This window comes from Streptomyces sp. RGM 3693, assembly GCF_050471125.1.
Taxonomy (GTDB): Bacteria; Actinomycetota; Actinomycetes; order Streptomycetales; family Streptomycetaceae; genus Streptomyces.
In genome coordinates, this window is record NZ_JBMPPQ010000001.1 from 2,272,273 (window position 1) to 2,297,614 (window position 25,342).

At 73.2% G+C, this 25,342-nt stretch carries 23 protein-coding genes; 11 read left to right on the top strand and 12 right to left on the bottom strand.

The annotated features are described in order from the left end of the window. Positions 1–53 precede the first annotated feature (53 nt). Positions 54–593 (bottom strand): DUF2165 domain-containing protein, encoded by a 540-nt coding sequence (locus ACO0M4_RS09645; RefSeq protein WP_430369364.1) that lies wholly within the window; start codon positions 591–593, stop codon positions 54–56. A gap of 127 nt (positions 594–720) precedes the next feature. On the opposite strand from ACO0M4_RS09645, the gene ACO0M4_RS09650 reads away from it, so the two are divergent. Continuing rightward, positions 721–1,791, top strand: a complete 1,071-nt coding sequence (locus tag ACO0M4_RS09650; protein WP_430369366.1) for a phosphatidylinositol-specific phospholipase C domain-containing protein — start codon at positions 721–723, stop codon at positions 1,789–1,791. 49 nt (positions 1,792–1,840) lie between these two features. Here ACO0M4_RS09650 and ACO0M4_RS09655 read toward each other — a convergent pair whose 3' ends face one another. The 7 genes from ACO0M4_RS09655 to ACO0M4_RS09685 all read right to left on the bottom strand — a co-directional run bounded on the left by ACO0M4_RS09655 (position 1,841) and on the right by ACO0M4_RS09685 (position 9,914). Further along, positions 1,841–2,887 carry a trypsin-like peptidase domain-containing protein gene (locus tag ACO0M4_RS09655; protein ID WP_430369368.1) on the bottom strand — a complete coding sequence of 349 codons (1,047 nt, stop codon included), beginning with the start codon at positions 2,885–2,887 and terminating at the stop codon, positions 1,841–1,843. A 133-nt stretch (positions 2,888–3,020) separates the two neighbouring features. Further along, the gene (locus ACO0M4_RS09660; protein WP_430369370.1) at positions 3,021–3,953 is read right to left on the bottom strand and encodes a phosphatidylinositol-specific phospholipase C; all 933 of its coding nucleotides are present in this window, start codon (positions 3,951–3,953) and stop codon (positions 3,021–3,023) included. A 142-nt stretch (positions 3,954–4,095) separates the two neighbouring features. Beyond that, entirely contained in the window at positions 4,096–5,058 is a 963-nt protein-coding gene (egtD, locus tag ACO0M4_RS09665; protein WP_430369371.1) for an L-histidine N(alpha)-methyltransferase, read from the bottom strand. Next, a complete protein-coding gene (gene egtC / locus ACO0M4_RS09670; protein ID WP_430369373.1) occupies positions 5,055–5,810 on the bottom strand; it encodes an ergothioneine biosynthesis protein EgtC in 756 nt (251 codons plus the stop codon). Before egtC ends, egtD begins: the two co-directional genes overlap by 4 nt. Next, positions 5,810–7,135, bottom strand: a complete 1,326-nt coding sequence (gene egtB / locus ACO0M4_RS09675; RefSeq protein ID WP_430369375.1) for an ergothioneine biosynthesis protein EgtB — start codon at positions 7,133–7,135, stop codon at positions 5,810–5,812. Before egtB ends, egtC begins: the two co-directional genes overlap by 1 nt. Continuing rightward, positions 7,132–8,460, bottom strand: a complete 1,329-nt coding sequence (gene egtA / locus ACO0M4_RS09680) for an ergothioneine biosynthesis glutamate--cysteine ligase EgtA (protein ID WP_430369377.1) — start codon at positions 8,458–8,460, stop codon at positions 7,132–7,134. Before egtA ends, egtB begins: the two co-directional genes overlap by 4 nt. A gap of 242 nt (positions 8,461–8,702) precedes the next feature. After that, positions 8,703–9,914 (bottom strand): pyridoxal phosphate-dependent aminotransferase, encoded by a 1,212-nt coding sequence (locus ACO0M4_RS09685; RefSeq protein WP_430369379.1) that lies wholly within the window; start codon positions 9,912–9,914, stop codon positions 8,703–8,705. Positions 9,915–10,029: 115 nt separating this feature from the next. On the opposite strand from ACO0M4_RS09685, the gene ACO0M4_RS09690 reads away from it, so the two are divergent. Together ACO0M4_RS09690 and ACO0M4_RS09695 are read left to right on the top strand one after the other, a co-directional pair. Further along, the gene (locus tag ACO0M4_RS09690; RefSeq protein WP_430369380.1) at positions 10,030–10,674 is read left to right on the top strand and encodes a winged helix-turn-helix transcriptional regulator; all 645 of its coding nucleotides are present in this window, start codon (positions 10,030–10,032) and stop codon (positions 10,672–10,674) included. A 129-nt stretch (positions 10,675–10,803) separates the two neighbouring features. Then, positions 10,804–11,889 (top strand): glycosyl hydrolase family 18 protein, encoded by a 1,086-nt coding sequence (locus ACO0M4_RS09695; protein WP_430369381.1) that lies wholly within the window; start codon positions 10,804–10,806, stop codon positions 11,887–11,889. Here ACO0M4_RS09695 and ACO0M4_RS09700 read toward each other — a convergent pair. Further along, complete coding sequence (locus ACO0M4_RS09700) at positions 11,827–12,720, bottom strand: helix-turn-helix transcriptional regulator (protein WP_430369382.1); 894 nt, start codon at positions 12,718–12,720, stop codon at positions 11,827–11,829. The genes ACO0M4_RS09695 and ACO0M4_RS09700 overlap by 63 nt on opposite strands. A 222-nt stretch (positions 12,721–12,942) precedes the next feature. Here ACO0M4_RS09700 and ACO0M4_RS09705 point away from each other — a divergent pair, with 222 nt between their 5' ends. The 3 genes from ACO0M4_RS09705 to ACO0M4_RS09715 are packed head-to-tail and all read left to right on the top strand — an operon-like array spanning position 12,943 to position 16,357. Then, positions 12,943–13,941 (top strand): NADPH:quinone oxidoreductase family protein, encoded by a 999-nt coding sequence (locus tag ACO0M4_RS09705; RefSeq protein WP_430369383.1) that lies wholly within the window; start codon positions 12,943–12,945, stop codon positions 13,939–13,941. Continuing rightward, positions 13,938–15,215 carry an acyl-CoA dehydrogenase family protein gene (locus ACO0M4_RS09710; RefSeq protein ID WP_430369384.1) on the top strand — a complete coding sequence of 426 codons (1,278 nt, stop codon included), beginning with the start codon at positions 13,938–13,940 and terminating at the stop codon, positions 15,213–15,215. Before ACO0M4_RS09705 ends, ACO0M4_RS09710 begins: the two co-directional genes overlap by 4 nt. After that, positions 15,212–16,357 carry an acyl-CoA dehydrogenase family protein gene (locus ACO0M4_RS09715; protein WP_430369385.1) on the top strand — a complete coding sequence of 382 codons (1,146 nt, stop codon included), beginning with the start codon at positions 15,212–15,214 and terminating at the stop codon, positions 16,355–16,357. Before ACO0M4_RS09710 ends, ACO0M4_RS09715 begins: the two co-directional genes overlap by 4 nt. Positions 16,358–16,421: 64 nt before the next feature. Here ACO0M4_RS09715 and ACO0M4_RS09720 read toward each other — a convergent pair whose 3' ends face one another. Then, on the bottom strand, positions 16,422–17,024 hold the full coding sequence (locus ACO0M4_RS09720) for a hypothetical protein (RefSeq protein ID WP_430369386.1): 603 nt from the start codon (positions 17,022–17,024) through the stop codon (positions 16,422–16,424). A gap of 214 nt (positions 17,025–17,238) precedes the next feature. Here ACO0M4_RS09720 and ACO0M4_RS09725 point away from each other — a divergent pair, with 214 nt between their 5' ends. After that, the gene (locus ACO0M4_RS09725; RefSeq protein WP_430369387.1) at positions 17,239–18,585 is read left to right on the top strand and encodes a hypothetical protein; all 1,347 of its coding nucleotides are present in this window, start codon (positions 17,239–17,241) and stop codon (positions 18,583–18,585) included. 39 nt (positions 18,586–18,624) lie between these two features. Here ACO0M4_RS09725 and ACO0M4_RS09730 read toward each other — a convergent pair whose 3' ends face one another. Next, positions 18,625–19,158, bottom strand: coding sequence for a cell wall hydrolase (locus ACO0M4_RS09730; RefSeq protein ID WP_430369388.1), 534 nt, complete (start codon positions 19,156–19,158; stop codon positions 18,625–18,627). A gap of 137 nt (positions 19,159–19,295) precedes the next feature. On the opposite strand from ACO0M4_RS09730, the gene ACO0M4_RS09735 reads away from it, so the two are divergent. From ACO0M4_RS09735 to ACO0M4_RS09745, 3 genes are all read left to right on the top strand, one after another. Continuing rightward, positions 19,296–20,522 carry a S1 family peptidase gene (locus ACO0M4_RS09735; protein ID WP_430369390.1) on the top strand — a complete coding sequence of 409 codons (1,227 nt, stop codon included), beginning with the start codon at positions 19,296–19,298 and terminating at the stop codon, positions 20,520–20,522. A 705-nt stretch (positions 20,523–21,227) separates the two neighbouring features. Next, a complete protein-coding gene (locus tag ACO0M4_RS09740) occupies positions 21,228–22,250 on the top strand; it encodes a DNA-directed RNA polymerase subunit alpha (RefSeq protein ID WP_430369392.1) in 1,023 nt (340 codons plus the stop codon). A 916-nt stretch (positions 22,251–23,166) separates the two neighbouring features. Continuing rightward, the gene (locus tag ACO0M4_RS09745) at positions 23,167–23,454 is read left to right on the top strand and encodes a hypothetical protein (RefSeq protein WP_430369393.1); all 288 of its coding nucleotides are present in this window, start codon (positions 23,167–23,169) and stop codon (positions 23,452–23,454) included. Between the two features lie 7 nt (positions 23,455–23,461). Here ACO0M4_RS09745 and ACO0M4_RS09750 read toward each other — a convergent pair whose 3' ends face one another. Next, positions 23,462–23,821 (bottom strand): ArsR/SmtB family transcription factor, encoded by a 360-nt coding sequence (locus ACO0M4_RS09750; RefSeq protein WP_430369395.1) that lies wholly within the window; start codon positions 23,819–23,821, stop codon positions 23,462–23,464. Positions 23,822–23,875: 54 nt separating this feature from the next. Between ACO0M4_RS09750 and ACO0M4_RS09755 the strand changes: the two genes are divergently transcribed. Beyond that, positions 23,876–25,312: an MFS transporter gene (locus ACO0M4_RS09755; protein ID WP_430369396.1), complete on the top strand. Its 1,437-nt coding sequence runs from the start codon at positions 23,876–23,878 to the stop codon at positions 25,310–25,312. Positions 25,313–25,342 lie beyond the last annotated feature (30 nt).

Consider the following 25,342-nt stretch of genomic DNA (forward strand, 5'->3'; position numbering starts at 1 on the left):
GCCCCGCCGAACCCCGGCGGCGGGTGCGTTCCGCACGCACCCGCCGCCGTCCGTCAGGCGTCCGCGCGGTCCGGCCGCCCGGTCGCCCCCGACCACTGCACCACCAGCAGCACCAGGCCCGTCACGAGGAAGTTCCGCACCGCGGCCTCCACCCCGTTCCACTGCTTCGACTGCCACATCGCGAACCACTCTCCGCCGATCGCCCAGAACCCGGCGCCGAACAGCAGCATCATCATCAGCAGCCCGACGGTGGCCAGCCGCCGCGCCCGCCCGGCGCCGCCGGACCGCCCCCGCACGACCCACAGTGCGGTGGCCGCGAGCAGCACCAGCGCCGCCACCGACTCCCAGGCGATCACCGCCACGTACGCGGCGTCCTGTAGACCCCGCGAGGTGATGGCCCGCCACATCAGGTCCGGGTCCTGGAAGGTGGTGTCCATCGCCAGCACGTGGCGGACGTAGTCCCGGTTGGTGCCGAAGTCGGTGATGTTGCCGAAGGCGACCAGCGCTATGTAGAGCGCGACCGTCCCCGTCAGTACCACTGCCGCCCACGACAGCCCGCCCGAGCCGGCCTCGCCGGTCCCCCGATTCCGCATCCGTACACCCTTTCGCTTGATCGTTTGCGTCGCTGACCGTATCGCGCCCGCTCCCGTTCCGCCCGTCGACCGCCAACTCCCGTAGCCTGCTCACCGACCAGGCAGGACACGAGGGGAAGCGGGACCCATGAACGGGAAGCGGTGTGCGGGAACGGTCGCGGTCGCGGCGGCGGCGATGATCGCGGCGGCCGGCCCGGCCGGAGCGGAGCCGACCATCACGACGGCCTCCACGACGGCCTCCACCACCTACGACACCAGCACCGCGGTCGGTGTCCACAACGCCTACGAGAAGGCCAAGTACCCCTATTTCGCCGATGTGTTGGACTCCGGCGCCGCGCTCGTCGAGGTGGACGTCTGGACCAACGGCCTGGGCGGCTCCTGGCGGGTCTCGCACAGCAACCCGCTCGGCAACAACAACAACTGCGTCGGCGCGACCACCGCCGCCGAACTGCGCACCAAGGACCGCAACCAGGACTTCGCCGGCTGCCTCGCCGACCTGCGGGCCTGGCACGACGCCCACCCCGGCCACCGCCCGATCCTCGTCAAGGTCGAGATGAAGGACGGCTTCAACGCCAAGGGCGGCCGCGGACCCGCCGCCTTCGACGCCCTGATACGGCAGAAGCTCGGCGACGCGGTCTACGGCCCCGGCGACCTGGCGGCCGGCCACGCCACCCTCGACGAGGCGGTACGGGCCGGCGGCTGGCCGCCCCGCACCGCCCTGGCCGGCAAGTTCCTCTTCGAGCTGATACCGGGCACCGTCGAGGAGAACAACCCGTTCGACAGGCTGTGGACCGACGTCGAATACGCCGGCCACCTCAAGGACCTCGCCGCACAGGGCCAATTGGGCCGGGCCACCGCCTTCCCCGCCGTCCACGGTGCCGCCGCCGGCGACCCCCGGGACCGCTACGCCGACCCGGCCCTGCGCCCCTGGTTCGTGGTGTTCGACGGCGACGCCGCGACGTACCTGGGCGGCACCATCGACACCTCCTGGTACGACGCCCGCCACTACCTGCTCGTCATGACCGACGCGCACAAGGTCCCGCCGGCCCTGGACGCCACCCACCCCACCGAGGCGGAGGCCCTGGCCCGGGTCCGGAAACTCGCCGCCGCGCACGCCAGTTTCGCCACCGCCGACTGGTACCCGCTGCCGTCGGTCCTGGCCACCGTCGTCCCGCGCGGCAGCGCCCGAGCGACCTGACCGACCGGGCCGGGCCTGAGCGAACGGACCGGGCCGGACCGGCCGCGCCCTAGCCGCGGGTGGCCCGCCGGTACAGCGCCGCCACGTCCGCCCCGAAGCGACTGCTGTACGACGTGTTGTCGTCACCGCCCTCGTCCTGACCGCCGATCACCCCGATCAGGGAGCCGGTGCCGGTCGCCGGGTCGACGTCGGTGAGCATCGGGCCGCCACTGGTCCCGGCCGGGAAACCGGCGCAGGGGAAGCGGAGCTGGCCCGGTCCCTCGGCGTCGGCGGTGTGCCGGCAACTGACCGGGGTGTCGCGGTCGGACGGGTAGCCGGTCAGCTGCGCCGGCCGGCCGGGCGGCGCGTCGAACCGCATCAGCTCGGCGCCGGTGACGTCCTCGATCCGCTGGTCCGTGCCCCCGTGCCGGCGCACCCGGAGGAACGCCACGTCGTGGTCCGGGTCCCGGTCGCTGATCCAGCGCGGGTCCACGTAGATCCGGGTGGGCACCCACAGGCCGTACGGCGCGGTCCCGTCGTGCAGGCCGGGCGCGAAGACCAGCCGGGTGCGGAAGCCGCCGTCGTGGACACAGTGCGCCGCGGTGACGACGAGGTTCCCGGCGGCGGAGTGCACCACGCTCGCGCTGCAGTAGTGACCGGTGTCGCCGTCGTTGCCGGGGGAGAAGAGCGCGCCGACCGGCGGTGACAGGGCCGCCGCGCTGGCCACCAGGGGGCGGGAGGCGGGCAGCGGGGCCGGGGTGTCACCGGCCCGGCGCGCGGCGACGGCCGGCGGGCCCGACAGCTCCCGGTACGGACCGGCCAGCACCGCTGCCGCCGCCCGGTCGCCGGCGGACCGCGAGGCGAGGTACGTCCCGGTGACCGGGTCCCCGGGCGCCACGTACGGATCCGGCCGCGCCGCCTTCAGCGCCAGCGCCGTACCGCCCACGATGACGGTCAGCACCCCGAGCGCCAGGGTCACCCGCAGCGGCACCCCGGCGCGGGCCCGGCCGGTGCGGAGCGGTCGGCCCGCTCCCGGCCGCTCGGGCGCCCCGGCCGGGTCGGGCGTCGGTCGCGCGTCCTGTGCCGCCGCCCCGGGCCCGCGTTCGCTCGTCTCCACCAGGTGCCGCCTTGCCGCTTCAGCCGGCGCTGCCGCACCGCGCACCGTCGTGCGGGGCGGGGGCAGCGCCGGAACCAGACATTTCAACCAGTCTGATGCACGGTGGCCCGTGGTGGTTCGGTTCGACGGCCGATCACGTGTGCACCTGGGCCGGCAGAGTGACGCCGAGCCCGGCCAGGTTGTGCCGGATCAGGGTCTGGGCCATCCCGAACTCGTTGGGGAAGTCCATCGGGACGATGCCCAGCCCCCGCCAGGCACTGCCCTCCGCCCCCTCCAGCAGGCTCTTGACCCGCGGGTTGAGGCGGTCGGCGTTGGACCGCGGCGGGAGCAGCGCGGCGGTCGAGACGTAGTTGACGTAGAGCTTGCCGGGCTGCCCGACGGCCTTGCGGAACTGGGCCTCGACCTTGGGGTACTTCCCGATCGGCTCGGTCATGTAGTCGTCCTGGATGTCGAACAGCGCCGGGTCGGCGTACCGCACGCCGCCCAGCCCGTCCGAGTCCGCCAGGAGTACGACCCGCCCCCGGGCCTCGCCCAGCACCGGCAGCCCCGGGTCCAGTCGGAACAGCGAACGGTAGCCCTTGTCGTCCAGATAGCGGCCGAAGATCCGGCGGAACTCCTCCGCGGAGACCTCCGAATACTCCTGCTTGACCCGCATCAGCACGGTCTCGGTGGGATGCGCCCGCAGGAAGTCCCGGCAGGCGTTGAGCACGTCGCCGAACATCAGCTCCTGGTAGAACGCGCCGTGGTGGATCGCGAAGACGTCGTCGATGGCCCGGCAGCGGACGTCCAGGAACCGGATGCCGGACGCGAGTTGCTCGGCGACCGAGGTGTTCTGGCACGCTACCCAGGGCCCGCCGATCCGCGCGCCGGAGTCATGGGTGCCGGGGATGCTCAGCCGCTGCACGGGCGTGGCGTCGCCGAGCGCGGACATCCAGTCCTGCACCGAGACCGCGGTCGGGGCCGCGGCCGCCGCGGACCCCCCACCGCCGATACCCGCCAACAGCCCCGCGGCGGACAGCCCCGCCGCGCCCCTGAGGAAACCCCGCCGATCCAGCGCCGTGCCCATGCCCTGCCCCTCCGTCGAGCCCGTGTGGCTCCGTACGCGGCGGGCGCACCCGACAGCGCGTACGGATGTGCGATCGGAGCATCGAACCACATCGGCGGGGGGCCGGGCACCCGGCAGGCGGCACCGGTCGGATCGGCACCGGTCAGATGCGCAGCGCCAACGACAGTGCGAACCGGCCGGCGCGGTCGGTCCACCACTCGGTCAACTTCAGCCCGGCGGCGGCGAGTTCGGCCCGCACACCGTCCTCCCGGAACTTCGCCGAGACCTCCGTGCGCAGCTCCTCGCCGGCCGCGAACGGCACGATCAGGTCGACGCCGGGGATCTTCACGGTCAGTTCCGAGCGGGCCCGCAACCGCATCTCGATCCACTCCTCCGCGGCGTTCCACCGCGCGACGTGGTCGAAGTCGGCCGGGTCGAAGTCGCCGCCCAGCTCACGGTTGATGACCGCCAGCACGTTCTTGTTGAAGTCGGCGGTCACCCCGCGGGCGTCGTCGTACGCGGCGACCAGGGTGGCCTCGTCCTTGACCAGGTCGGTGCCGAGCAACAGGGCGTCACCGGGGGCGAGCAGGTCGTGGACGGACGCCAGGAACGCGGCCCGCTCGTCCGGCAGGAGGTTGCCGATGGTGCCGCCGAGGAACGCCAGGAGCCGGGGGCCGGGCGTGGCGGGCAGGGTGAGGCCCTGCTGGAAGTCGGCGACCAGGGCGTGCACGGTCAGGCCCGGATGCGCGGCCAGCAGCCCCTCGCCGGCCGCCCGCAGCGCGGACTCGCTGACGTCGACCGGCAGGTAGGTGTGCAGGTCGGTGAGGGCGCGGAGCAGGTGCCGGGTCTTGTCGGACGAGCCGGAGCCCAACTCGATCAGGGTGCGGGCGCCGGTGGCGGCGGCTATCCGGTCCGCGGTGGCGCGCAGGATCTCGCGTTCCGCACGGGTGGGGTAGTACTCCGGCAGGGTGGTGATCTCGTCGAACAGCTCGCTGCCGCGGGCGTCGTAGAACCACTTCGGCGGCAACTGCTTGGGCGTACGGGACAGTCCCGCGACGACATCGGCGCGCAGGGCGGCCGCGGTGGCGTCGGCGGGCAGGGTGCGGGTGATGCTGAGCGGGCTCACGTTGCGGGCTCCTTGAGCGGGGTGAGACGGACCTCGGTGCGGGTGGCGCACAGCAGCGTGCGGTCGGGGACCTCGGTCCAGTGGGGGGACTCGTCGTAGGGCTCGGAGGCGAGGATCCGGCCGCCGCCGGGCACGGCCCGGTGGAACAGGGTGTCGCCCCAGGTGGTGCCGGCGATGCTGGTGCCGTCGGTCAGCAGCAGGGTGAGCCGGGAGCCGGGCGCGGCCGCGGCGACCTCCTCGACCGTGTCGGCCAGCGCCTGGCCCGGGTCGTCACCGGCGACCAGCCGGCGGTGCACCAGGGCCCACAGGAACGCGGAGTCGCTGCGGGCCGCCAGCCGCAGCAGTTCCGTCGCGGGCAGCCCGGCGGCCAGCGGTGCCATGGTGTCCGGCCAGCCGGCCACCGCACCGTTGTGGCTGAAGAGGTACCGCCCGGAGGCGAACGGCGCGGCGGCCGCCTCGGCGTCCGCTCCGGCCACGGTGGCGTCCCGGACGGCGGCGAGCAGCGCCCCGGTGCGGACCACCCGTGCCAGGTCGGGCAGTTGGTCGTCGGCCCAGATCGGCGCGGCCCGCCGGTAGCGGGCCGGCACCGGGTCGCCCGGCGCGTACCAGCCGACGCCGAAGCCGTCCGCGTTGACCGTGCCGTGCCGCTGGTGGCGCGGCGCCCAGGACTGACGGTAGAGACCGTACGGCGGGGACAGGACCACCTGCCCGAACGGGATCTCCGGTCCCACATAAGCCAGATGACGGCACATCAGGTCAGCTCCCCGGCCGCCGGCCCGGCGTTCTGGGCGGTGCGGAACCCGGAGAAGATCTGCCGCCGCACCGGGAGGTCCCAGTTGCGGAAGGTGCCGCGGCAGGCGACCGGGTCCACGGCGAACGAGCCGCCGCGCAGCACCTTGTGCGCACCGCCGAAGAACACCTCGGAGTACTCCCGGTAGGGGAAGGCGGCGAAACCGGGGTAGGGCAGGAAATCGCTGGCCGTCCACTCCCAGACGTCACCGATCAGCTGGTGGACGCCGAGCGGCGAGGCGCCTTCGGGGTAGCTGCCGACCGGGGCCGGCCGCAGGTGCCGCTGGCCGAGGTTGGCGCGGTCCGGGGACGGGTCGGCGTCACCCCACGGGTAGCGCCGGTCCCGCCCGGACGCCGGGTCGTGGCGGGCGGCCTTCTCCCACTCGGCCTCGGTGGGCAGCCGCCGGCCGGCCCACCGCGCGTAGGCGTCCGCCTCGTACCAGCTGACGTGCAGCACCGGCTCGTCCGGCGGCACCGGCTCGGTCACCCCGAACCGGCGCCGCAGCCACTGCCGGCCCTCCCGGTGCCAGAACAGCGGGGCCCGCAGCCGGTGTTCGCGCACCTGCGCCCAGCCCTCCGGAGCCCACCAGCGCGGGTCGTCGTAGCCGCCGTCCTCGATGAAGCGCTGGTAGGCGCCGTTGCTGACCGGGGTGGTGTCGAGGAAGAAAGGCGGCACCGTCCGCCGGTGCGCGGGCCGTTCGTTGTCCAACGCCCAGGGTTCGGTGGACGTTCCCATCACGAACGCCCCACCGGGTATGAGGACTTCGGCCGGCAGCGGGTCGGCCGGCGCGGCCGGCGGCTCGGGCGCGGTGAGCACCGGCGGGCCGGTCCGCAGCTGATGGGTAATCAACATCGTTTCGTCGTGCTGCTGTTCGTGCTGCGCGATCATCCCGAAGGCGAAGCCGGCGGACAGCAGCGGGCCGCCGTGCAGCTCGGCGCGCTCCAAGACGTCCCACACCCGGCCGCGCACCTCGTCGACGTAGCCGTGGGCCTCGGCCGGGGCCAGCAGCGGCAGCGAGGGGCGCTCGGCCCGCGGGTGCTCGAAGGCGTCGTAGACGGAGTCGATGTCCGGGCGCAGCGCGTCACGGCCGCCGACGGCGCGCAGCAGCCACTGCTCCTCCTGGTTGCCGATGTGCGCCAGGTCCCACACCAGGGGGGACATCAGCGGGGAGTGCTGGGCGATCAGGTCGGGTTCCTCGACGCAGGTGGTCAGCGCACGGGTGCGGTCGCGGGCGGCGAGCAGTGCCGCGGCGGCCCGCTCCCGGAACGGCTCGGGGTCGATGGTCACGGGCTGTCCTTCCCACGGGTGAGGCGGCCCTCGGCCGCGGTGCCGGCGCCGTCGTCGGCGGGGTCCGGGCCGCCGGCGGCGTCCGCCGCGGGCAGCGCGTCGAGCTGGTCGTCGGCCGGGCACCGGCCGCGCGCCACATAGCGTTCGGTGAACTCCGCGACCGCCGCGCGGATACCCGGGGTGGCCCCCAGTCGCGGCAGCGCTTCCTGTGCGGCGGCGAAGCAGCCCACCGCGGCGGCGTGCAGCTCGGGGTCGGTCAGGCCGTCCCGGGCCGCGGTCCGCCACAGCGGGTTCTCCGGTGGCGGACGCCAACCAGCCGTCTCCGCAAGGGGTTTGACGGCCCGATAGGCGTACTCGGCGGCCTCCGGGTCGTCGAACAGGGCGGTCGTGACGGCCAGCGGCACGATCCACCCGTCCGGGCCGGGCTGCGCGTCGATCATCCGCAGCTCCAGATGGCCGCGCGGTCGCACCGGCGGGAAGAGGGTGGTGACGTGGTAGTTGAGGTCCTCGCGGGTCGGCGGGCGGGGGACCCCGGTGCGGATCCACTCCCGGAAGGTGAGGCCCTCCGGCGCGTCCCAGGGGCCGTCCGGGCGCCGGACGCACATCACCGGGGCGTCCAGGGCGTAGCGGACCCATGCGGCGCGCGGGTCGAGGTCCTGGGGCGGGGCACAGGTGCGGCCCGGGTCGAGCTGCGCCCAGATGGCCTGGCGGGTGGTGCGGTAGCCGGTGGGCCGCCCCTCGGCGAGCGGCGAATTGGCGAACGCGGCGGCCAGTACGGCCCCCAGGAGGTGCGCCAGCAGCCACCGCCGGCCGAGCCCCAGCGGCCCGGGTTCCTCGTGCCCGGCGTCCAGGCAGACCTGGACGGAGGCGGTGCCGCACATCATGGAGCGACCGGCCGGACCGCGGCGGTCGAAGTACGCCTCCATGGCGTCGTAGCGCGGTGCGAAGAGCACCCGCCGCGGGGGGTGCCAGGGATTGTGGCCGTGGCCCGCGAGACCGAGGCCCCGCTCCCGCAGGACGGGGCGGACCAGGGCGAGATCGGCGGTGACCGCCTCGACGCAGGCGGTCAGGGAGTCGGCGGGCAGCGAGCTGAGCTCCAGCTGGCCGCCGGGTTCGAAGGTGAGGCAGGAGTGCAGCGGCAGGGCCCGTAGGGCGTCCGCCGCGGTGCGTAGCCGATCCGGTGCGACCGGACATCGGGGGTTGCGCGCGTCGTGGACCAGTAGCTCGATCTCGACGCCCAGGCGACGGGGCGGACCCGTCTTGAAACAGATCCCGCGTAGATGGGCCTCAAGTTCCGCTTCCGACACTGCCGGTCGTACGGGCATTGCATCCCTCTCCCCTCCGGGGCGGCGGCTGGATTGCCGCCCTCCACCTAAGCCGCTGCGGGCGGTCCGCTCAAGAGCGCCTGCCCGGGGCGGACGGCCCGCTGCGGGGGACCGGCCAGGTGGGACGGGGGAGAGCCGCCGGCAATCGGGTACGCCCGTTCGGGTGCCGTGCGGCCGTGCGGCCGTGACCGGGGAGGGGATGGCGGCCGTGCCGGCCCGCCTCCCCGGCGGCGGCGTTTCCGCTACTGCCGGTAGCCGGCCAGGAACCGCCCGATCCGGCTGATCGCGGCGTCCAGGTCGTCGGCGTGCGGGAGGGTGAGGATCCGGAAGTGGTCCGGGCGCGGCCAGTTGAAGCCGGTGCCCTGGACGACCTGGATCTTCTCCCGCAGCAGCAGGTCCAGCACGAACTTCTCGTCGTCGTGGATCTTGTGGACCGCCGGGTCCAGGCGCGGGAAGGCGTACAGCGCGCCCTTGGGCTTGACGCAGGAGACGCCCGGGATCTCGTTGAGCCGCTCCCAGGCCCGGTCGCGCTGTTCGCGCAGCCGGCCGCCGGGGAGGACCAGGTCGTTGATGCTCTGCCGGCCGCCGAGCGCCGCCTGGATGGCGTACTGCGCGGGGGCGTTGGGACACAGTCGCATGGAGGCGAGGGTGCCCAGCCCCTCCAGGTAGTCGGCGGCGTGCTCCTTGGGGCCGGAGACCACCAGCCACCCGGAGCGGAAGCCGGCCACTCGGTACGACTTGGACAGACCGCTGAAGGTCAGGCACACCAGGTCCGGGGCGAGCACCGCGGCGTGGTGGTGGACGGAGTCGTCGTAGAGGATCCGGTCGTAGATCTCGTCGGCGAAGACCATCAGGTGGTGGCGGCGGGCCAGGTCGAGCATGCCCTCCAGGACCTCGCGCGGATAGACCGCGCCGGTGGGGTTGTTGGGGTTGATGATGACCAGCGCGCGGGTCCGGTCGGTGATCTTCGAGGCGAGGTCGTCGAGGTCCGGCAGCCAGTCGGCGGACTCGTCGCAGAGGTAGTGCACCGGTGTGCCGCCGGCGAGTGAGGTGACCGCCGTCCAGAGTGGGAAGTCGGGCGCGGGGATGAGGACTTCGTCCCCGTCGTCCAGCAGGGCCTGGATCGCCATCGAGACCAGCTCGGAGACGCCGTTGCCCAGGTAGATGTCGTCGACGTCGACGTCCGGAAGTCCGGCCTCCTGGTAACGCTGGGCCACCGCGCGGCGGGCGGGGAGGATGCCGCGGGACTCCGTGTAGCCGTGTGCGCGGGAGAGGTTGCGCATCATGTCCTGGAGGATCTCCTCCGGGCACTCGAAGCCGAACAGTGCCGGATTGCCGGTGTTCAGCCGGAGCACGCTGTGGCCGGCCTCCTCCAGCGCGTTCGCGTGCTCGATCACCGGTCCGCGGATCTCGTAGCAGACGTCGGCCATTTTGCTGGACTGCTTGAACTGCATGCGGCGGCCTCCTCGTTCTCTCGCCCGCCGCGGGGCGCGGCAGCACTCGTGACACCGTACTTGGTTTTCCCAACTTCGGACTTGGAAAATCCAATCACATGTCTATGCTGGTGTCATGCCGCGTCGAAGTTACGACCAATACTGCGCCGTCGCCCGGGCCCTGGATGCCGTGGGCGACCGCTGGACGCTCCTGATCGTCCGGGAACTGCTCGGCGGCTCCCGGCGCTACACCGACCTCCACGCCGACCTCCCGGGCGTCAGTACGGACATGCTCGCCTCCCGTCTGAAGGACATGGAGCGCGACGGCCTGCTCACCCGCCGCCGACTCCCCCCGCCCGGCGCCGCCTTCGTCTACGAGCTCACCCCGCGCGGCCACGCCCTGCTCCCCGCCCTGGCCGCACTCGCCGACTGGGGCGCCCCGGCCCTCGGCGAACAGCGCCCCACCGACGCGGTCCGCGCCCACTGGTTCGCGATCCCCCTGATGGCCCGGCTCGCCCGGCACTTCGCCGGCGGCACGGTGCACGTCATCGACATCGCCCTGGACGAGGGCGCCTTCCACGTCGTGCTGGACCCGGACGGGACGCCTGCCGCCCGCTACGCCGACGGCCCCGCCGCCCACCCCGACACCGTCCTGCGCATGGACGCCGCCACCTGCGCCGCCGTCGCCCACGACCGCTTCTCCCTCGCCGAGGGCCTGGCAGCCGGCTGGATCGCGCAGACCCACCCCGACGAACACACCACCGCCCCCGCCACACCCTGAAGCACCCGACCACCCCGACCGCCCCCGACCACCCCCACGGCGCCGCTCGCCGCCGTCGCCCTTGCCGCCGCCCCGCCATTCAGCCCCACTGACGAGGCGTCAGGGCCCGGCGCGGGTGAGGCTCGGGGTATGACGCGAGTGTGGCGGGGGTGGATGCGGGGGCGGGGTGGCGGGCTGTTGCTGGCCGTGGTGTTGGTGGTGGGGGCGGTGTTGCCGTCCGTGGCGGTGGGGACGCCTCGGGGGGCGGCGGTGCGGGAGGCGACGGCGTCGGCGTGGCTGCCGTTCTGGGGTGATGTCGAGGGGGCCTACCGGGACGCGCTGGCGCACGCCGGGCAACTCCACACCGTCAGCCCCTTCTGGTACGAGACGACGTCGGAACGTGCGGTCACCGGCCGGCCCGGCGCGGTCCGGCCGGACTTCGTCGCGGGGCTGCACCGGGCCGGGATCGCGGTGGTGCCGACGGTGACCGAGACGCTGGACGCCGCGGCGATGGGGGAGCTGCTGCACGATCCGGTGCGGCGCCGATCCCACGTCGAGGCGCTGCTGGCGGTGGTGGCGAGCCAGGGGTACGACGGGCTCGACCTGGACTACGAGACGATGGCGGTGACCGGTGACGCGGCGGCCCGGGCCCGGGTGCGCAGCGGCTACGTCAGGCTCGTCGACGAACTGTGCGCGCATCTGCACCGCCGCGGCAGGACCTGCGTGGTGACGGTGATGCCGCGGATCCGCGGGGCCGGCCCGGCCTTCGACTACCGACGGCTGGGCGCACTCGCCGACACCGTGCGCTTCATGGGTTACGACCTGCACTGGTCCATGGGGGAGCCGGGTCCGCTGTCCTCGAAGGCGTGGTACGCGGAGATTCTGCGCCACGCCACCGCCGACGTGCCCCGGGACCGGATCGAGTTGGCGTTCCCGGGCTACGGCTGGGACTGGGTGCCGGGCAGCGGTCGGCGCGCCACCCATGTGACCTGGCACGAGGCTGAGGCGCTGCGGAAGCGGGTGGGCGCCGGGTACGCCTTCGACGCGGTTTCCGGCACCCCGCACTTCGGCTACGGCCGGGGCGGTGAGCGGCACGAGGTCTGGTACCAGGACGCGCGGGGCGTCCGGGCGCAGCTACCGCTGCTGGCGGTGTACGGGGTGCGGGGGAGGGGGCTATGGGCGCTCGGGTTCGAGGATCCGGACGTCTGGGCCGCGTTCCGCGGCGAGCAGGCGTAGCGCGGCCTCGGAGGGCGAGCCCTCGGCGGCGGTCAACATCAGGACGCGCTGGCCGGAGCCGTCCTGGGTCTCCATCGCTTCGAAGTCCAGGGTCAGATCGCCCACCAGCGGATGGTGGAAGTGCTTGGTGCCGAAGGTGCAGTTGTTGACCGCGTGGCGCGACCACAGGGTGCTGAACTCGGTGCTCTTCATGGACAACTCGCCGATGAGTTCGGCCAGTTGCTGGTCGTCGGGGCGGGCTCCGGCGGACATCCGGAGCGCGGCGACGGCGCGCCGGGTCTCCGCCTCGCGGTCCGGGTAGAGCTCGCGGGTGTGCGGGTCGAGGAAGAGCAGCCGCTGGGTGTTGGGCCGGTCCATGGGCCGGGACGGGCTGTCGAAGTCCAGGTGGCCGGCGAGCAGGGCGTGCCCGAGGCGGTTCCAGGCCAGGACCTCGTAGCGCGGACCGAGGGCGACGGCCGGCACGCCGTCGATGGCGGCGAGCAGCTGCCGCACACCGGGACGGGCCGTGGCGGGGCGGACCGCCGGGCGGCGCCGGGCCGGTGTCGGGCGGGCCAGCTGGCGCAGGTGGGCGCGCTCGTCGGGGGTCAGCCGGAGGGCCCGGGCCAGGGCGTCCAGCACGCCCTCGGAGGCGTTGTGGCTCTGGCCCTGTTCGAGGCGGGTGTAGTAGGCGACGCTGACGCCGGCGAGCTGGGCGAGCTCCTCGCGCCGCAGGCCGGGGACCCGGCGGCGGGCCCCGTAGGAGACCAGGCCGGCGTCCTCCGGCTGTAGCCGGGCGCGGCGGGTGCGCAGGAAGTCCCCCAGTGCGGAGGGGCCGGTGGTGGGTGAGTCCATGTCCGCCAGTCTGCGCCAGGGGACGGCCGGGTTGCCTGTCCCTGTCGTTACCAGGCTGCCGGCCGCGGGTGTGGAGAGGGAGCCGTGGGCCGGGCGGGACACCCGCGACGGGCCCGGCCGGAACTGTTCCTTCGGAGTTACCGACCGCTTAGTATGCATCGTGGTGGGGGCCGGTTCCGGCCCCGCCCCAGCCGTACGACTTCAGGTCTGTGGAGGCATCAGGTGAAGGCATGGCGCGTGCACGCGAACGGGGAGCCGCGAGTGGTGATGCAACTGGAGGAGGTGCCGGACCCGGAGCCCGGCCCCGGCCAACTGCTGCTGCGGGTGCGGGCCGCCAACGTCAACTTCCCCGACGCGCTGCTGTGCCGGGGCCAGTACCAGGTCCGGCCGCCGCTCCCGTTCACCCCCGGCGTGGAGATCTGCGGTGAGGTCCTGGCCGTGGGCGAGGGGGCGACCGGTGTGGTCGGCGCGCGGGTGCTGGCCCAGCCGACGCTGCCCGGCGGCGGCTTCGCCGAGCTGTCGGTCGTCGACGCCGCGACGGTCCGGCCGGCCCCCGAGGCGCTGGACGACGCGGAGGCCGCCGCGCTGCACATCGGCTACCAGACCGGCTGGTTCGGACTGCACCGCCGGGCCCGCCTCCAGGCGGGCGAGACGCTGCTGGTGCACGCCGCGGCCGGCGGCGTCGGCAGCGCCGCCGTCCAGCTGGGGCGGGCCGCCGGCGCCCGGGTCATCGGCGTGGCGGGCGGCCCCGAAAAGGCCCGCATCGCCCGCGAGTTGGGCTGCGACCTGGTCCTCGACCGGCACGCGGACGACCTCGTCGCGGCGGTCAAGGAGGCCACCGGCGGACGGGGCGCGGACGTGGTCTACGACCCGGTGGGCGGCGACGCCTACGCCAAGTCCACCAAGTGCATCGCCTTCGAGGGCCGGATCATCGTCGTCGGCTTCGCCGGCGGCACCATCCCCACCCCGGGCCTCAACCACGCCCTGGTCAAGAACTACGCGATCCTGGGCCTGCACTGGGGCCTCTACAACACCAAGGACCCGGCCGCCGTCGACGCTTGCCACAAGGAGCTGACCACACTCGCCGCCCAAGGGGCGATCAAGCCGCTGATCGGCGGGCGGGTCCCCTTGGCGGCGGCCGCCGACGCCGTCCAGCGGGTCGCCGACGGGGACTCCGTCGGCCGCCTCGTGATGGTTCCCGGAACGGAGGAGACCCGATGACCGACGCCGCCGACCTGCGCCGGCGCACCGCCGACCTGCTCGCTTCCCACCCGCCCACCCGTCGCTCACCACCGCCCTTGGCCGAGGGCCCTTCGGGCCCGCCCCTCTTGTCTGCCACCGACCGGCTGGACTTCCTGCGCGCCCGCTTCGATGCCGGACTCGCCTGGGTGCACTTCCCGGTGGGACTCGGCGGTCTGGACGCCCCGCGCGCCCTCCAAGCCGTCGTGGACGCCGAACTGGCCGCCGCCGGCGCCCCGGACAACGACCCCGGCCGGATCGGCATCGGCCTCGGCATGGCCGCCCCAACCCTCCTCCGCTACGGCACCGAGGAGCAGAAGCAGCGCTTCCTGCGGCCGCTGTGGACCGGCGAGGAGGTGTGGTGCCAGCTCTTCAGCGAGCCCGGTGCCGGCTCCGACCTGGCCGCGCTGGCCACCCGCGCGGTCCGCGACGACGGTGCGGGAGACTGGGTGGTCGACGGGCAGAAGGTCTGGACCTCCAGCGCCCACCTGGCGCGCTGGGCGATCCTGGTCGCCCGCACCGACCCGACGGTGCCCAAACACCGCGGGCTGACGTACTTCGTGTGCGATATGACCGACCCCGGCGTCGAGGTGCGGCCGCTGCGCCAGATCACCGGCGAGGCGGAGTTCAACGAGGTCTTCCTCACCGGCGTCAAGATCCCCGACACCCACCGCCTCGGCGACGTCGGCGACGGCTGGCAGGTCGCCCGGACCACCCTGATGAACGAGCGGGTCGCCATCGGCGGCGCACGCATGCCCTGCGAGGGCGGAATGATCGGCGTGGCCGCGGCCGCCTGGCGCGACCACCCCGCACTGCGCACCCACGACCTGCACCAGCGGCTGCTGAAGCACTGGGTGGACGCCGAGGTCGCCCGGCTCACCGGCGAACGCCTGCGCCAGCAACTCTCCCCCGCTCTCCACTCCGTTCGAGCGGGAGGTGCCCCCACGGGCCAGCCGGGCCCCGAGGGCAGCGGCATGAAACTGGCCTTCGCCCGGCTCGCCCAGCAGATCAGCGGTTGGGAGGTGGAGTTCCGCGGCGAGGACGGCCTCACCTACGACGACTGGACGCTGCGCCGCCCCGAGGGCGTCGACTTCACCGGCCGCGAGGCCGGCTACCGCTACCTGCGCGCCAAGGGGAACTCCATCGAGGGAGGCACCTCCGAAGTGCTGCTCAACATCGTGGCCGAGCGCGTCCTGGGCCTGCCGCCCGAGCCGCGCACCGACAAGGACGTCGCGTGGAAGGACCTCCCCCGATGACCCGCACGACCGGGACCCCCGAACCCGACCTCCTCTACTCCGCGGAGGAGGACGCGCTGCGCGCCGCCGTACGGGCGCTGCTCACCGACCGCTGCGCCCCGGCCACCGTGCTCGCCGGCCTGGAGACCGCCCGCCCCTACGACCCGGAGCTGTGGCGGGCGCTGGCCGTGGAGATCGGCGCCGCCGGGCTGTTGGTCCCCGAGCAGCTCGGTGGCCAGGGCGCGGGCGCCCGCGAGGCCGCCGTCGTCCTGGAGGAGTTGGGCCGCGCGGTCGCGCCGGTGCCCTACCTCACCAGCGCGGTGCTCGCGGTCACCGCCCTGCTCGGCTGCGACACCGACCGGGCCGAGGTCGCCGGCCCCCTGGCCGCGCTCGCCGAGGGCCGCACCGTCGGGGCGCTCGCCGTCCCCCTGCCGACCGCACCCGGCGGAACCGGGGCGCCCACCGTACGGGCGGACGCCGCCGGCACGCTCACCGGGCGGATCACCTCGGTCGCCGACGCCGCCGGCGCCGGGCTGCTGCTCGTCCCGGCCGAGGGTCCGGACGGCCCGGCGCTCTACGCGGTGGACGCCGCCGCGGACGGCGTGCGGACCGAGCCCGTCACCCCGCTCGACCTGACCCGGCCGCTGGGCCACGTCGTCCTCGACCGGGCCCCCGGCCGTCCGCTGGCCCGCGGGGCGCGGGCCCGGGCCGCCGTCGACCGGGCGCTGCTCACCGGCGCCGGTCTGCTCGCCTCCGAACAGCTCGGCCTCGCGGAGTGGTGTCTGACCGAGACCGTGCGGTACACCGGCGAGCGCACCCAATTCGGCCGCCCGATCGGCTCGTTCCAGGCGCTCAAGCACCGGATGGCCGCGCTGTGGCTGGACGTCGCCTCGGCCCGGGCCGCGGCCCGTAACGCCGCCGACGCACTGGCCGGCGACCACCCCGACGCGCCGGTGGCGGTCGCGGTGGCCCAGGCGTACTGCGCGCCGGTGGCGGTGCGCACCGCCGAGGAGTGCGTCCAACTGCACGGCGGCATCGGGATGACCTGGGAGCACCCCGCGCACCTCTTCCTCAAGCGCGCCAAGAGCGACGAACTCGCCCTCGGCACGCCGGGGCGCCACCGGGACGCGCTGGCCGGATTGGTGGACCTGGCCGCGCCGTAGGCGGACCGGCGGCGCGGCGGGCCCGGAGCGGAGCCCGGCGCCGGCGCGCGGCCCGCCCGCCGGGTCAGTCGGTGACGGCGAACGGCCGACTGAAGGCGTGGGCGGTGCCGCTGCCGGCGGCCACCTCCAGGGCGTAGGACCGGCCGGGCGGCACCACGGGCAGCGTCACCAGGGCCTCGCCGGCGGTGCCGGCGCCGGCCCGCGGGGAGACCAGGGCCAGTCGCTGTATCCGGCCGCGGCCGGCGGCCGCGTTCAGCCAGACGTCCACCTCGGTGCCGGTGGTGTTGGTCCAGGCGACCGGGAAGCTGCCGTTGGCCCGCAGGCTGACCGGGGCGGCGGGCGCGGTGACCTGGATCCGGCCGGCCGGGATCCGACCGTCACCACGGGGGAGCGGCGCACCCGGTCGGGAACCGGCGGGCCGGGTTCCGGCCGGGCCCAGTGCGGTGGTCGCGGCGCGGGCGGCCGGGTCCCCGGCGGCGTCCGGCCCGTCGCGGGTGACCGTGGTGCGGCCGGTGGCGACCGTACCGGCGGCGGCGACGGCGGGGGAGGCGGGCGGCGCGGAGCCGGCGCGGTGCGAGGGGGCCAGTTCCAGGACCAGCGTGCAGCCGACCGCGGTGGCGGCGACGGCGATGGCGAGGGTGTTGGCCGTCTCGGCGACCCTGCCCATCGTGTCCTCCTTTCCTTGGGGGAGGGACGAGCCGGAACATCCCCGGCGACCTTGATCATCAAAAACCCGCGCCGGGCGACCACCTGCATGGGCAGCTCCGGCGCGACAGGCCCCGGGCGGGAGGGGATACTGCGCGCCACAATCGGGCGATCAGTAAAAAATCCGTAAATTGGCAGGGGTGTCTTGAAAGTGTGGTTCGGGTAGCGTCGGAGCCATGAAGACCGCAACCCGCCGTGTGCTGATCGGACCGGTACTCCTGCTGCTGGCGGTCCTCCTGGCGATGGCCACCGTGGCTGCCCCCGGTGTACACGCCGCAGGTGGGCTGGACGAGGCGGCCGCCGCACTGCGGAAGGGCCCGGTCTACGTCGACCCCCGCGCCTCAGGTCAGTTTTCGGCCAGCCAGGCGGACGCCCTCGCCAAGAAGATCAAGGACTCCGGCAAACCGGTCTTCGTCGCCGTCCTGCCCCGGACCTCCGACTACCAGCCGGCCACCGTGCTCCGGGACCTGCGCACCAAGGTCGGCATCAGCGGTGTCTACGCCGTCGAACTCGGCGACGGCTTCAACGCCGGCGCCGACCCCCGGGTGATGCCGCGCAGCGCCGTCCAGAACCTCGTCGGCGCCGTCAAGCGCTCCTCGTACCCGACCGTCTCCGAGCGCCTCAACAGCTTCGTCGACACCGCGGCCACCGAGGCGCGCGGCCACGCCCCGGCCTCCTGGGGCGGCGCCGGCGGCTTCGACACCGGCACCGCCGTCGGCGTCGGCGCGCTGATCGTCATCGGGGGCGGCGGCGCCTACGCCATCGCCCGCCGCAACCGCCGCAAGCGGGCCGAGGAGGAGCGCGCCGCCCTCGAAGACCTGCGGATCGTGGTCGACGAGGACATCACCGCCTTCGGCGAGGAACTGGACCGGCTGGACTTCGACCCGGGCGAGCCCGGCGCCGACGACGCGATGCGCGCCGACTACGCCCGCGCCCTGGACACCTACGAGGACGCCAAATCGGCGATGGCCGCCGCCGAGCACCCCGGCGACGTCCAGGCGGTGACCAAGGAGCTGGAGGAGGGCCGTTTCGCGCTCACCACCCTCGCCGCGCGCCGTGCGGGCGGGCCGCTGCCCGAGCGTCGGCTGCCCTGCTTCTTCGACCCCCGGCACGGCCCGTCGGTCGTCGACGCCGCCTGGGCCCCGCCCGGTGGTGCCGAGCGCACCGTCCCGGTCTGCGCCGCCGACAAGAGCCGACTGGACGACGGCCGCGAGCCGCTGGCCCGTACGGTCCGCACCCCGGAGGGCGACCGCCCTTACTGGGACGCGGGCCCCACCTACGCCCCTTGGGCCGGCGGCTACTTCGGCGGCGGGCTGCTCCCCGGCCTCCTGGTCGGCACCACGCTCGGCCACCTGATGATGGCCAGCCCCGCCTACGGCTCCGACTTCGGCGGCTACCAGGGCGCGGAGGGCGGCGACGTCACGGGCGCCGACTTCGACCCGGGTGACTTCGGCGGTGGCTTCGGCGACGGCGGCGGGGACTTCGGAGGCGGCGGCGACGGGGGATTCGGCGGCGGATTCTGACCGTCCCGGGCGAGCCGGCACCCGCCCCGCCCCCTCCGGCTACCCCTCCCGGGAGCCGCCCGCCAGCACCCGCTTGGCGCCCAGGAAACGGGCGTACCGCGGCCGCGCCGCGAAGTCGGCGTACGCCCACACGGCGGGGCGGCCCACCTCCCGGCACAGGTGCAGCACCCGGTCCGGGCCCAGATGGACGCCGACGTGCGCCCCGTACCCGGCCGGCCGCCCGGCGACCGGACCGGCGTCGAAGAGCACCAGGTCCAGCGGCTCCGGCGGTGCGGCCGGCCCCGTCGCGGTGCGGTCCGCCCAGAGTTCCGCCGACCGCAGCGGCGGCACCCGCAGCCCGAAGTGGCCCAGTACGGCGTAGGCGTAGAGCTGGCAGTTGGCGCCCCCGGTGAGGTCCGGCGGCGCCACCGCGCCGGTCGCCCCCGGACCGGCCGGGCGTGACGGGCATTCAGGTGTCCCGGCTCCCGGATGGCGGGCGCCCGAGTAGGCGACGTTGTGCAGCGCACCGGGCAGTGCGTCGAACGCGACCGGGCCGTGGGCAGTGGGGACTTGGGGGCGATCGGTGGAGGTCACCGGGCCATGATGCCGGGGGTCTTCCCGGTGCTGCCCGGCGCGGTGTCGAGGAGTCTCGATGTGGGCTGATCCATGCACGTGCCCAAGCCCGGTCCCGGCCGGGCCCGACGTGTACTCGACACCGCGAGGAGACCCCGATGGAACGCCGCATTCCCAAAGCCGCCCTGTGGAGCGCGGCCGCGGCCGCCGTGCTGGCGGCCGTCGCCCCGAACGGTCCGGCGCGGGCCCTGCCGCAGCCCGACCCCAGCCCCCAACCCTCGCAGCGCAGCATGCTCGACGCGATGCGCCGGGACCTCGGACTCTCCCCGGTGCAGGCCCGGACCCGGCTCGCGCAGGAGGCCGAGGCCCAGCACACCGCCCTCGCGGTGCGCCGGGTGCTGGCCGCGCCGCCCGCCGGGATGTGGTTCGACAAGACGCTCGGCCGGCTCGTCGTCGCGGTCACCGACGCCGCCGACGCCCGGCGGGTGCGAGCCGCCGGCGCGGTGCCCAAGACGGTCCGGCACAGCCGGGCGACGCTCCGCGGCATGGTGCAGCAGATCGCCCAGCGGGCCGGCCGGGGCGTTCCGGGCGTCACCGGCTGGGGCATCGACGAGCGGGCCAACGGAGTGGTGGTGCGGGTCGACCGCGCCGCCCGCACCAACCGCACTGCCGGCTTCGAGAGCGCGGTCCGGCAGCTCGCGGTCCGCTCGCGGGTGCCGGTCTCCGTCGAGCGCAGCGACCAGGCACCGCGCCAGCAGAGCGGCACGGTCGTCGGCGGCGAGCGCTGGATGCCGGGCACCGACGGCATCTGTTCGATCGGCTTCTCGGTGACCGGTCCCGGTGGTTTCCGCGGCTTCGTCTCGGCCGGGCACTGCACCCTCAAGGCCAACCAGCCGGCGTACGGCAAGGACAGGAGCCGGTTGGGGACCTCCAACCAGGGCGGGACGCACAGCGTCAACGGCTACGAGGGCGACTTCGGCCTGGTGACGGTCGACCAGCGGGGCTGGAAGCTGAGCCCGTCGGTGGCCGGCCAGGGCGGCAGCCCGGTGACCATCACCGGGTCCCAGGAGGCCATCGTCGGGGTGTCGATCTGCCACTCGGGCCAGACCAGCGGCTGGCGCTGCGGTGAGGTCACCCGCACCGACCAGACCGTGGACTACGGCAGCACCGTCATCTCCGGGCTGTCCTTCACCAACGCCTGCTCAGCGGCCGGGGATTCGGGCGGTTCCTACGTCACCCAGCCCAGCGCCCCGAAGGCCGTCGGGGTGCACTCCGGCGGCGGCGCCGCGACCTGCGACGTCGGCGGGGACACCGTCACCATCTTCCAGCCGATCGACGCACCGCTGCGGAAGTGGGACCTGAAGCTGGTGACCGGTACTCCGTGAACCGCGGCCCGGCCCCGGGAGCCTCCTCGTGGCGCAGCAGATCGGGGGCGCCCGGGACCGGTTCATGACCACACCTTTACGTACTGTATAGGTGTACTGCCCCATTCAAGGTGGTGCCGCACCAGGGAAAACGCTGGTCAGATGCCGATTCCCGTGCGGCAGGAGGTTTCACCGAACCCCGTTCCACACCGGTCCAAACTGGACCACACGGCTATGTAGGTAGCCGCGGAAGTAGCCACAGAAGGGTGCCGACAGCCGACCGAACCTAGGGGATATGCAGTTGGCCGCGGCTGCTGGACGCATGAGCAGTTTAGGGCGCGCCTGATCGCTTCGTTGCCTGAGTGATTGGTCGTGCCCGGGGGCATGCGGCAGTGCAGTCCGCGGGGCGAACCAGTGAGCCTCTCCCAACCCCTACCAGCTGCGGGAACCAGACGATGGGTCGCCGAAGTTCGACGACATTGACCCCGCCGCACGCAGGCATCTGGTCCCGGCTGGCCAGCGACCTGATGCTGCCACTTGGTCATCTCCAACCGGAGGGGATGGTGAGGTACTGACCAGGCAGCCAGCCCCTCACCCACTGATCACCTGCGCGAGGCATCCGGGCGGTGGCCCGCGTTCGCCCCTACCCTTGGCGCTACCGACATCGGGATGCCGTCCGGTGGACGGCATCGAATGGCGGGTGCCGAAGGCTGGAGGCAACACCTCATGCTGATTGCTCAGCGTCCCTCGTTGACCGAAGAGATCGTGGAGGACTGCCGTTCCCGGTTCGTGATCGAGCCGTTGGAGCCGGGCTTCGGTTACACCCTCGGCAACTCCCTGCGCCGGACCCTGCTCTCCTCGATCCCCGGTGCTGCTGTCACCAGCGTCCGGATCGATGGTGTGCTGCACGAGTTCACCAGCGTGCCGGGCGTCAAGGAAGACGTCACCGACCTGATCCTCAACATCAAGCAGCTGGTCGTCTCCTCGGAGCACGATGAGCCGGTCGTGATGTACCTGCGCAAGCAGGGCCCGGGTCTGGTCACCGCCGCCGACATCGCGCCCCCGGCCGGTGTCGAGGTGCACAACCCCGACCTGGTCCTGGCCACGCTGAACGGCAAGGGCAGGCTGGAGTTGGAGCTGACCGTTGAGCGCGGTCGCGGCTACGTCTCCGCGGTGCAGAACAAGCAGGTCGGCCAGGAGATCGGCCGGATCCCGGTCGACTCGATCTACTCGCCGGTCCTCAAGGTCACCTACAAGGTTGAGGCGACCCGTGTCGAGCAGCGCACCGACTTCGACAAGCTGATCGTCGACGTCGAGACCAAGCAGGCGATGCGTCCGCGCGACGCCATGGCCTCGTCGGGCAAGACCCTGGTGGAGCTCTTCGGGCTCGCCCGGGAGTTGAATGCTGATGCGGAGGGCATCGAGGTGGGCCCGTCCCTGACGGACTCCGCGCTGGCGGCCGATCTGGCGCTGCCGATCGAGGAGTTGGACCTCACCGTCCGCTCCTACAACTGCCTCAAGCGTGAGGGCGTCGACTCTGTGGGTGAGCTCGTGGCGCGTTCCGAGGCGGACCTGCTCGATGTCCGCAACTTCGGTGCGAAGTCGATCGACGAGGTCAAGGCGAAGCTGGCCGGCATGGGCCTTACGTTCAGGGACAGCCCGCCCGGATTCGCCCCGACCGCTGCCGCCGACGCCTTCGGCGCAGGCGACGACTCAGATGCTGGGTACGCCGAGACCGAGCACTACTGAACCGCTCCGACGGCATCATCACGCAGCTCTGGAGCCAACGATCAGCCAGAGGTTGGGACCGGAATCGGAACGAGTCCAAGACCCTCCCCCCTCAACCGCGTTGGTCCGACGCGCTGCAGCAACCGCCCCCACAAGCAGTTCAGCGGGGCTGGGGCGATCGCCGGCTTAGTGGCTGTCCGACTGGTCATGTGCCTGATGCGCAGTCAGCGAGTAGGCGCGGAGCGACCTCGGCCGTTCAGGTGTAGGCCGCCGGGACCCGGGCAGGGGGCGATGAAGAACAGATCACGAACAACGAGGTGAACAGCATGCACGGCGGCGGAGGATTCAGCGGGGGCGGCCACCACGGGGGTGGATTTAGCGGGCATCATCACAGCGGTGGGTTGGGCCACCACGGCAACCACCACCATCACACCGGGGACTCGCAGGGCTTCGCCTGGATCCCCTTCTTCCGGCACCGTGGGCCATCAGGCCATTCCACGGGAGTGGATCCCAAGCGCGTGGCACTGGGCCTCGGCGTGGTGCTGGTCGTGGGCATCGTCGCGGGGTTGCTGGCGGCCCACTAGGGGCTGCCTGACGAGTCGGTAACGGCGATCGCATCCTAGGGGGTGTCCGGTGAGTTGGGTTGTCGCCGAGTTGCCTACCGAGCCTTCGGCGCAGTGCAGGCGCACGGCGCCACGAGAGCGCGTGTGAGGGCGCGGCGTGCGTCGTGCGGCTCCTTAGCCTCGCGCTTTCACGGAGGTGACTGTCCACCAGATGGCGAGGAAAGCAGAAAGGGCCTCTGACCTGGGACGATAGGACTTGCCTAGGTCCAGAACGTCGCCGAGCAAGAGGCACCCTTCAAGTGAAGAGTCGTAGCGGGTCCTACCCGCGTGTTCAGGTGTCGGGTGGCGGCACTGGACCGGTGTTGTCGTCCTTCGTGGACAACATCGCGCTGGACCGCCCCGCGATGCTGGCCACCGCGGGCGATTACGCGCCCGCATTCCGCAACTACCTGGAGCACATCCCCAGCATGTTCGCGTCAGCACAGTCTCCGGAGGAGGTCGCCATGACCGCGCTGGGCGTGCTGACCGATCCGGTGCCGCCGTTCCGCGTCCAGACCTCGCAGTTCGCGAAGGAGTTCGTGACCGAGAAGCTGGCAGACGTCGATGGTTCGACGGTGGTCTCCACCACGCGGAAATGGGCCGGAGCCGCGTCTGCCGAATGACCGGAGCTCACGCCCGCTCTTCCCGGACCTCCCCTGCGCCCTCGGATCGTTCGGAGGCTCCGAGGATCGCCTGCAGGAGGCCGGGAAAGCGGTGCTCCATGTCCTCGCGGCGTACGCGAACCACCCGATTGCGACCGTCGGCGACCGTCCTGGTCAGGCCCGCCTCACGCAGGACCCGGTAGTGGTGGGAGATGGTCGGGTTGCTCAGGCCCAGGTCCACCCGCGCCACCAGGATCGCGCAGTCGATCGGGTCGACGGACTCGTAGAGCGCCCGCATCAGCGTGCGCCTGCCCGGATCGGCGAGCGCGCTCAGGACGACCGTCAGATCGAACGAGTCGACGGACGGCTCGGGCAGTGTGCGTGGCATCCGCAGACCCTCCATTATTTGATCGTCATCGAATCATAGACTAGCCTTCACGATATGACGATTCCAGAATCATCGAATTCATCGCCGATCTGGCGGTTAGTCATCCTGGCCATCGGCACGTTCGTGCTCGGTGTCGACGGATTCGTACTGCCCGGCCTGCTCCCCGACATCTCCAAGGACCTGGCGGTGAGCACGTCCACCGCAGGTCAACTCACCACCGCCTTCGCCGTCGCCTACGCGATCGGCTCGCCCCTCATCGCCACGCTGACGGGCCGGATGGATCGGCGCGTCGTCATCGGTGCGGGCATGATCGCCTTCCTCGTCGGGATGGTGCTCCAGGCCGCGGGACCGACCTACGGGCTCGTGCTGGTGGGCCGGGTCGTCGCGGCGCTGGGCGCAGCGGCGTTCCAGGCCAACGCCTTCGCGGTGGCCGGGGTGTTGGCCCCGCCCGAGCAGCGGGCCCGGGCCTTCGCGGTGATCGGTGCGGGGCCGAGCCTCGCTGCGGTCCTCGGCGTGCCTTTCGGGCTGCTGATCGGCCAGATGTGGGGCTGGCGCGGCACCCTGTGGACAATCGTCGTGCTGGCCGCGCTGGCCGCGGTGCTCGCGGGCATCGCGATGCCGTCGATGACGCTGCCCGCGACCACGATGCGCGAGCGACTCGCGGTGCTGGTGAACCCGCGCATCCTCATCCTGCTCGCGGTGAGCGCCCTGGTGCTCGCGCCGACGTTCCTGATCTCCTCGTACTCCGCGGCCATCGTCGGGGTGAGCACCTCGGGCAGCAGCAACGCGATCCTGAGGGCGCTGTTGGTCTACGGTGCGGGCTTCTTCCTGGGCAACCGGCTGGTCGGCAAGTTCGCGGACCGGTTCTCCTCGCTGACCGTGCTCACCACCGGGCTGGGCATCGTCACCTTCGGATCGGCCCTGCTGGCCGTGGTCCAGCACTGGTTCGTGCCCACCCTGGTGGCACTGTTCATCCTCGGTCTGATGGGGTCCGCGCTGTTCATCCCCCAGCAGAGCCGGGTGTTCGTCGTGGGTGGCGACGCGGCCACCGTCGCACTGAGTCTCAACGGATCGATGAACTACGTCGGCACTGCGCTCGGCGCCGGCATCGGCGGCGCGGTGCTCTCCGTCGCCGGCGTGCTCTGGCTGGCCCCTGCCTCCGCCGTTCTCGCCGCCCTGGTGGCGGGCTTCGCACTGCTCACCGCGCCCGAGCGCAGGGCGGCGAAGGAGACGGCGCTCGCCGACGGCGACCCGATCTACTGCATGGCGTCCGGCAGCGCGCTCAACAACGACGGTGCCACAGACGGTCTGACGGTGCCCAACGGCGAGGCCCAGCGCGCGGTGCTGCGCCAAGCCGCCGAGCGGGCGGGCATCGCGCCCGCAGCCGTGCAGTACGTCGAACTGCACGGCACCTGCACGCCGGTCGGCGACCCGATCGAGACGAACGCCCTGGGCGATACCCGGAAAACGGCTCCCGGACGTACGTACTAGCTGGCAGGGCTGCTGCGCTACGGGGTATGC

Bases quoted from the DNA above. Each gene is read 5' to 3' on its own strand.
- ACO0M4_RS09645 (WP_430369364.1), bottom strand. From the start codon at position 593: ATGCGGAATCGGGGGACCGGCGAGGCCGGCTCGGGCGGGCTGTCGTGG.
- ACO0M4_RS09650 (WP_430369366.1), top strand. From the start codon at position 721: ATGAACGGGAAGCGGTGTGCGGGAACGGTCGCGGTCGCGGCGGCGGCG.
- ACO0M4_RS09660 (WP_430369370.1), bottom strand. From the start codon at position 3,953: ATGGGCACGGCGCTGGATCGGCGGGGTTTCCTCAGGGGCGCGGCGGGG.
- egtC (WP_430369373.1), bottom strand. From the start codon at position 5,810: ATGTGCCGTCATCTGGCTTATGTGGGACCGGAGATCCCGTTCGGGCAG.
- egtA (WP_430369377.1), bottom strand. From the start codon at position 8,460: ATGCCCGTACGACCGGCAGTGTCGGAAGCGGAACTTGAGGCCCATCTA.
- ACO0M4_RS09685 (WP_430369379.1), bottom strand. From the start codon at position 9,914: ATGCAGTTCAAGCAGTCCAGCAAAATGGCCGACGTCTGCTACGAGATC.
- ACO0M4_RS09690 (WP_430369380.1), top strand. From the start codon at position 10,030: ATGCCGCGTCGAAGTTACGACCAATACTGCGCCGTCGCCCGGGCCCTG.
- ACO0M4_RS09695 (WP_430369381.1), top strand. From the start codon at position 10,804: ATGACGCGAGTGTGGCGGGGGTGGATGCGGGGGCGGGGTGGCGGGCTG.
- ACO0M4_RS09700 (WP_430369382.1), bottom strand. From the start codon at position 12,720: ATGGACTCACCCACCACCGGCCCCTCCGCACTGGGGGACTTCCTGCGC.
- ACO0M4_RS09710 (WP_430369384.1), top strand. From the start codon at position 13,938: ATGACCGACGCCGCCGACCTGCGCCGGCGCACCGCCGACCTGCTCGCT.
- ACO0M4_RS09715 (WP_430369385.1), top strand. From the start codon at position 15,212: ATGACCCGCACGACCGGGACCCCCGAACCCGACCTCCTCTACTCCGCG.
- ACO0M4_RS09720 (WP_430369386.1), bottom strand. From the start codon at position 17,024: ATGGGCAGGGTCGCCGAGACGGCCAACACCCTCGCCATCGCCGTCGCC.
- ACO0M4_RS09725 (WP_430369387.1), top strand. From the start codon at position 17,239: ATGAAGACCGCAACCCGCCGTGTGCTGATCGGACCGGTACTCCTGCTG.
- ACO0M4_RS09735 (WP_430369390.1), top strand. From the start codon at position 19,296: ATGGAACGCCGCATTCCCAAAGCCGCCCTGTGGAGCGCGGCCGCGGCC.
- ACO0M4_RS09740 (WP_430369392.1), top strand. From the start codon at position 21,228: ATGCTGATTGCTCAGCGTCCCTCGTTGACCGAAGAGATCGTGGAGGAC.
- ACO0M4_RS09750 (WP_430369395.1), bottom strand. From the start codon at position 23,821: ATGCCACGCACACTGCCCGAGCCGTCCGTCGACTCGTTCGATCTGACG.
- ACO0M4_RS09755 (WP_430369396.1), top strand. From the start codon at position 23,876: ATGACGATTCCAGAATCATCGAATTCATCGCCGATCTGGCGGTTAGTC.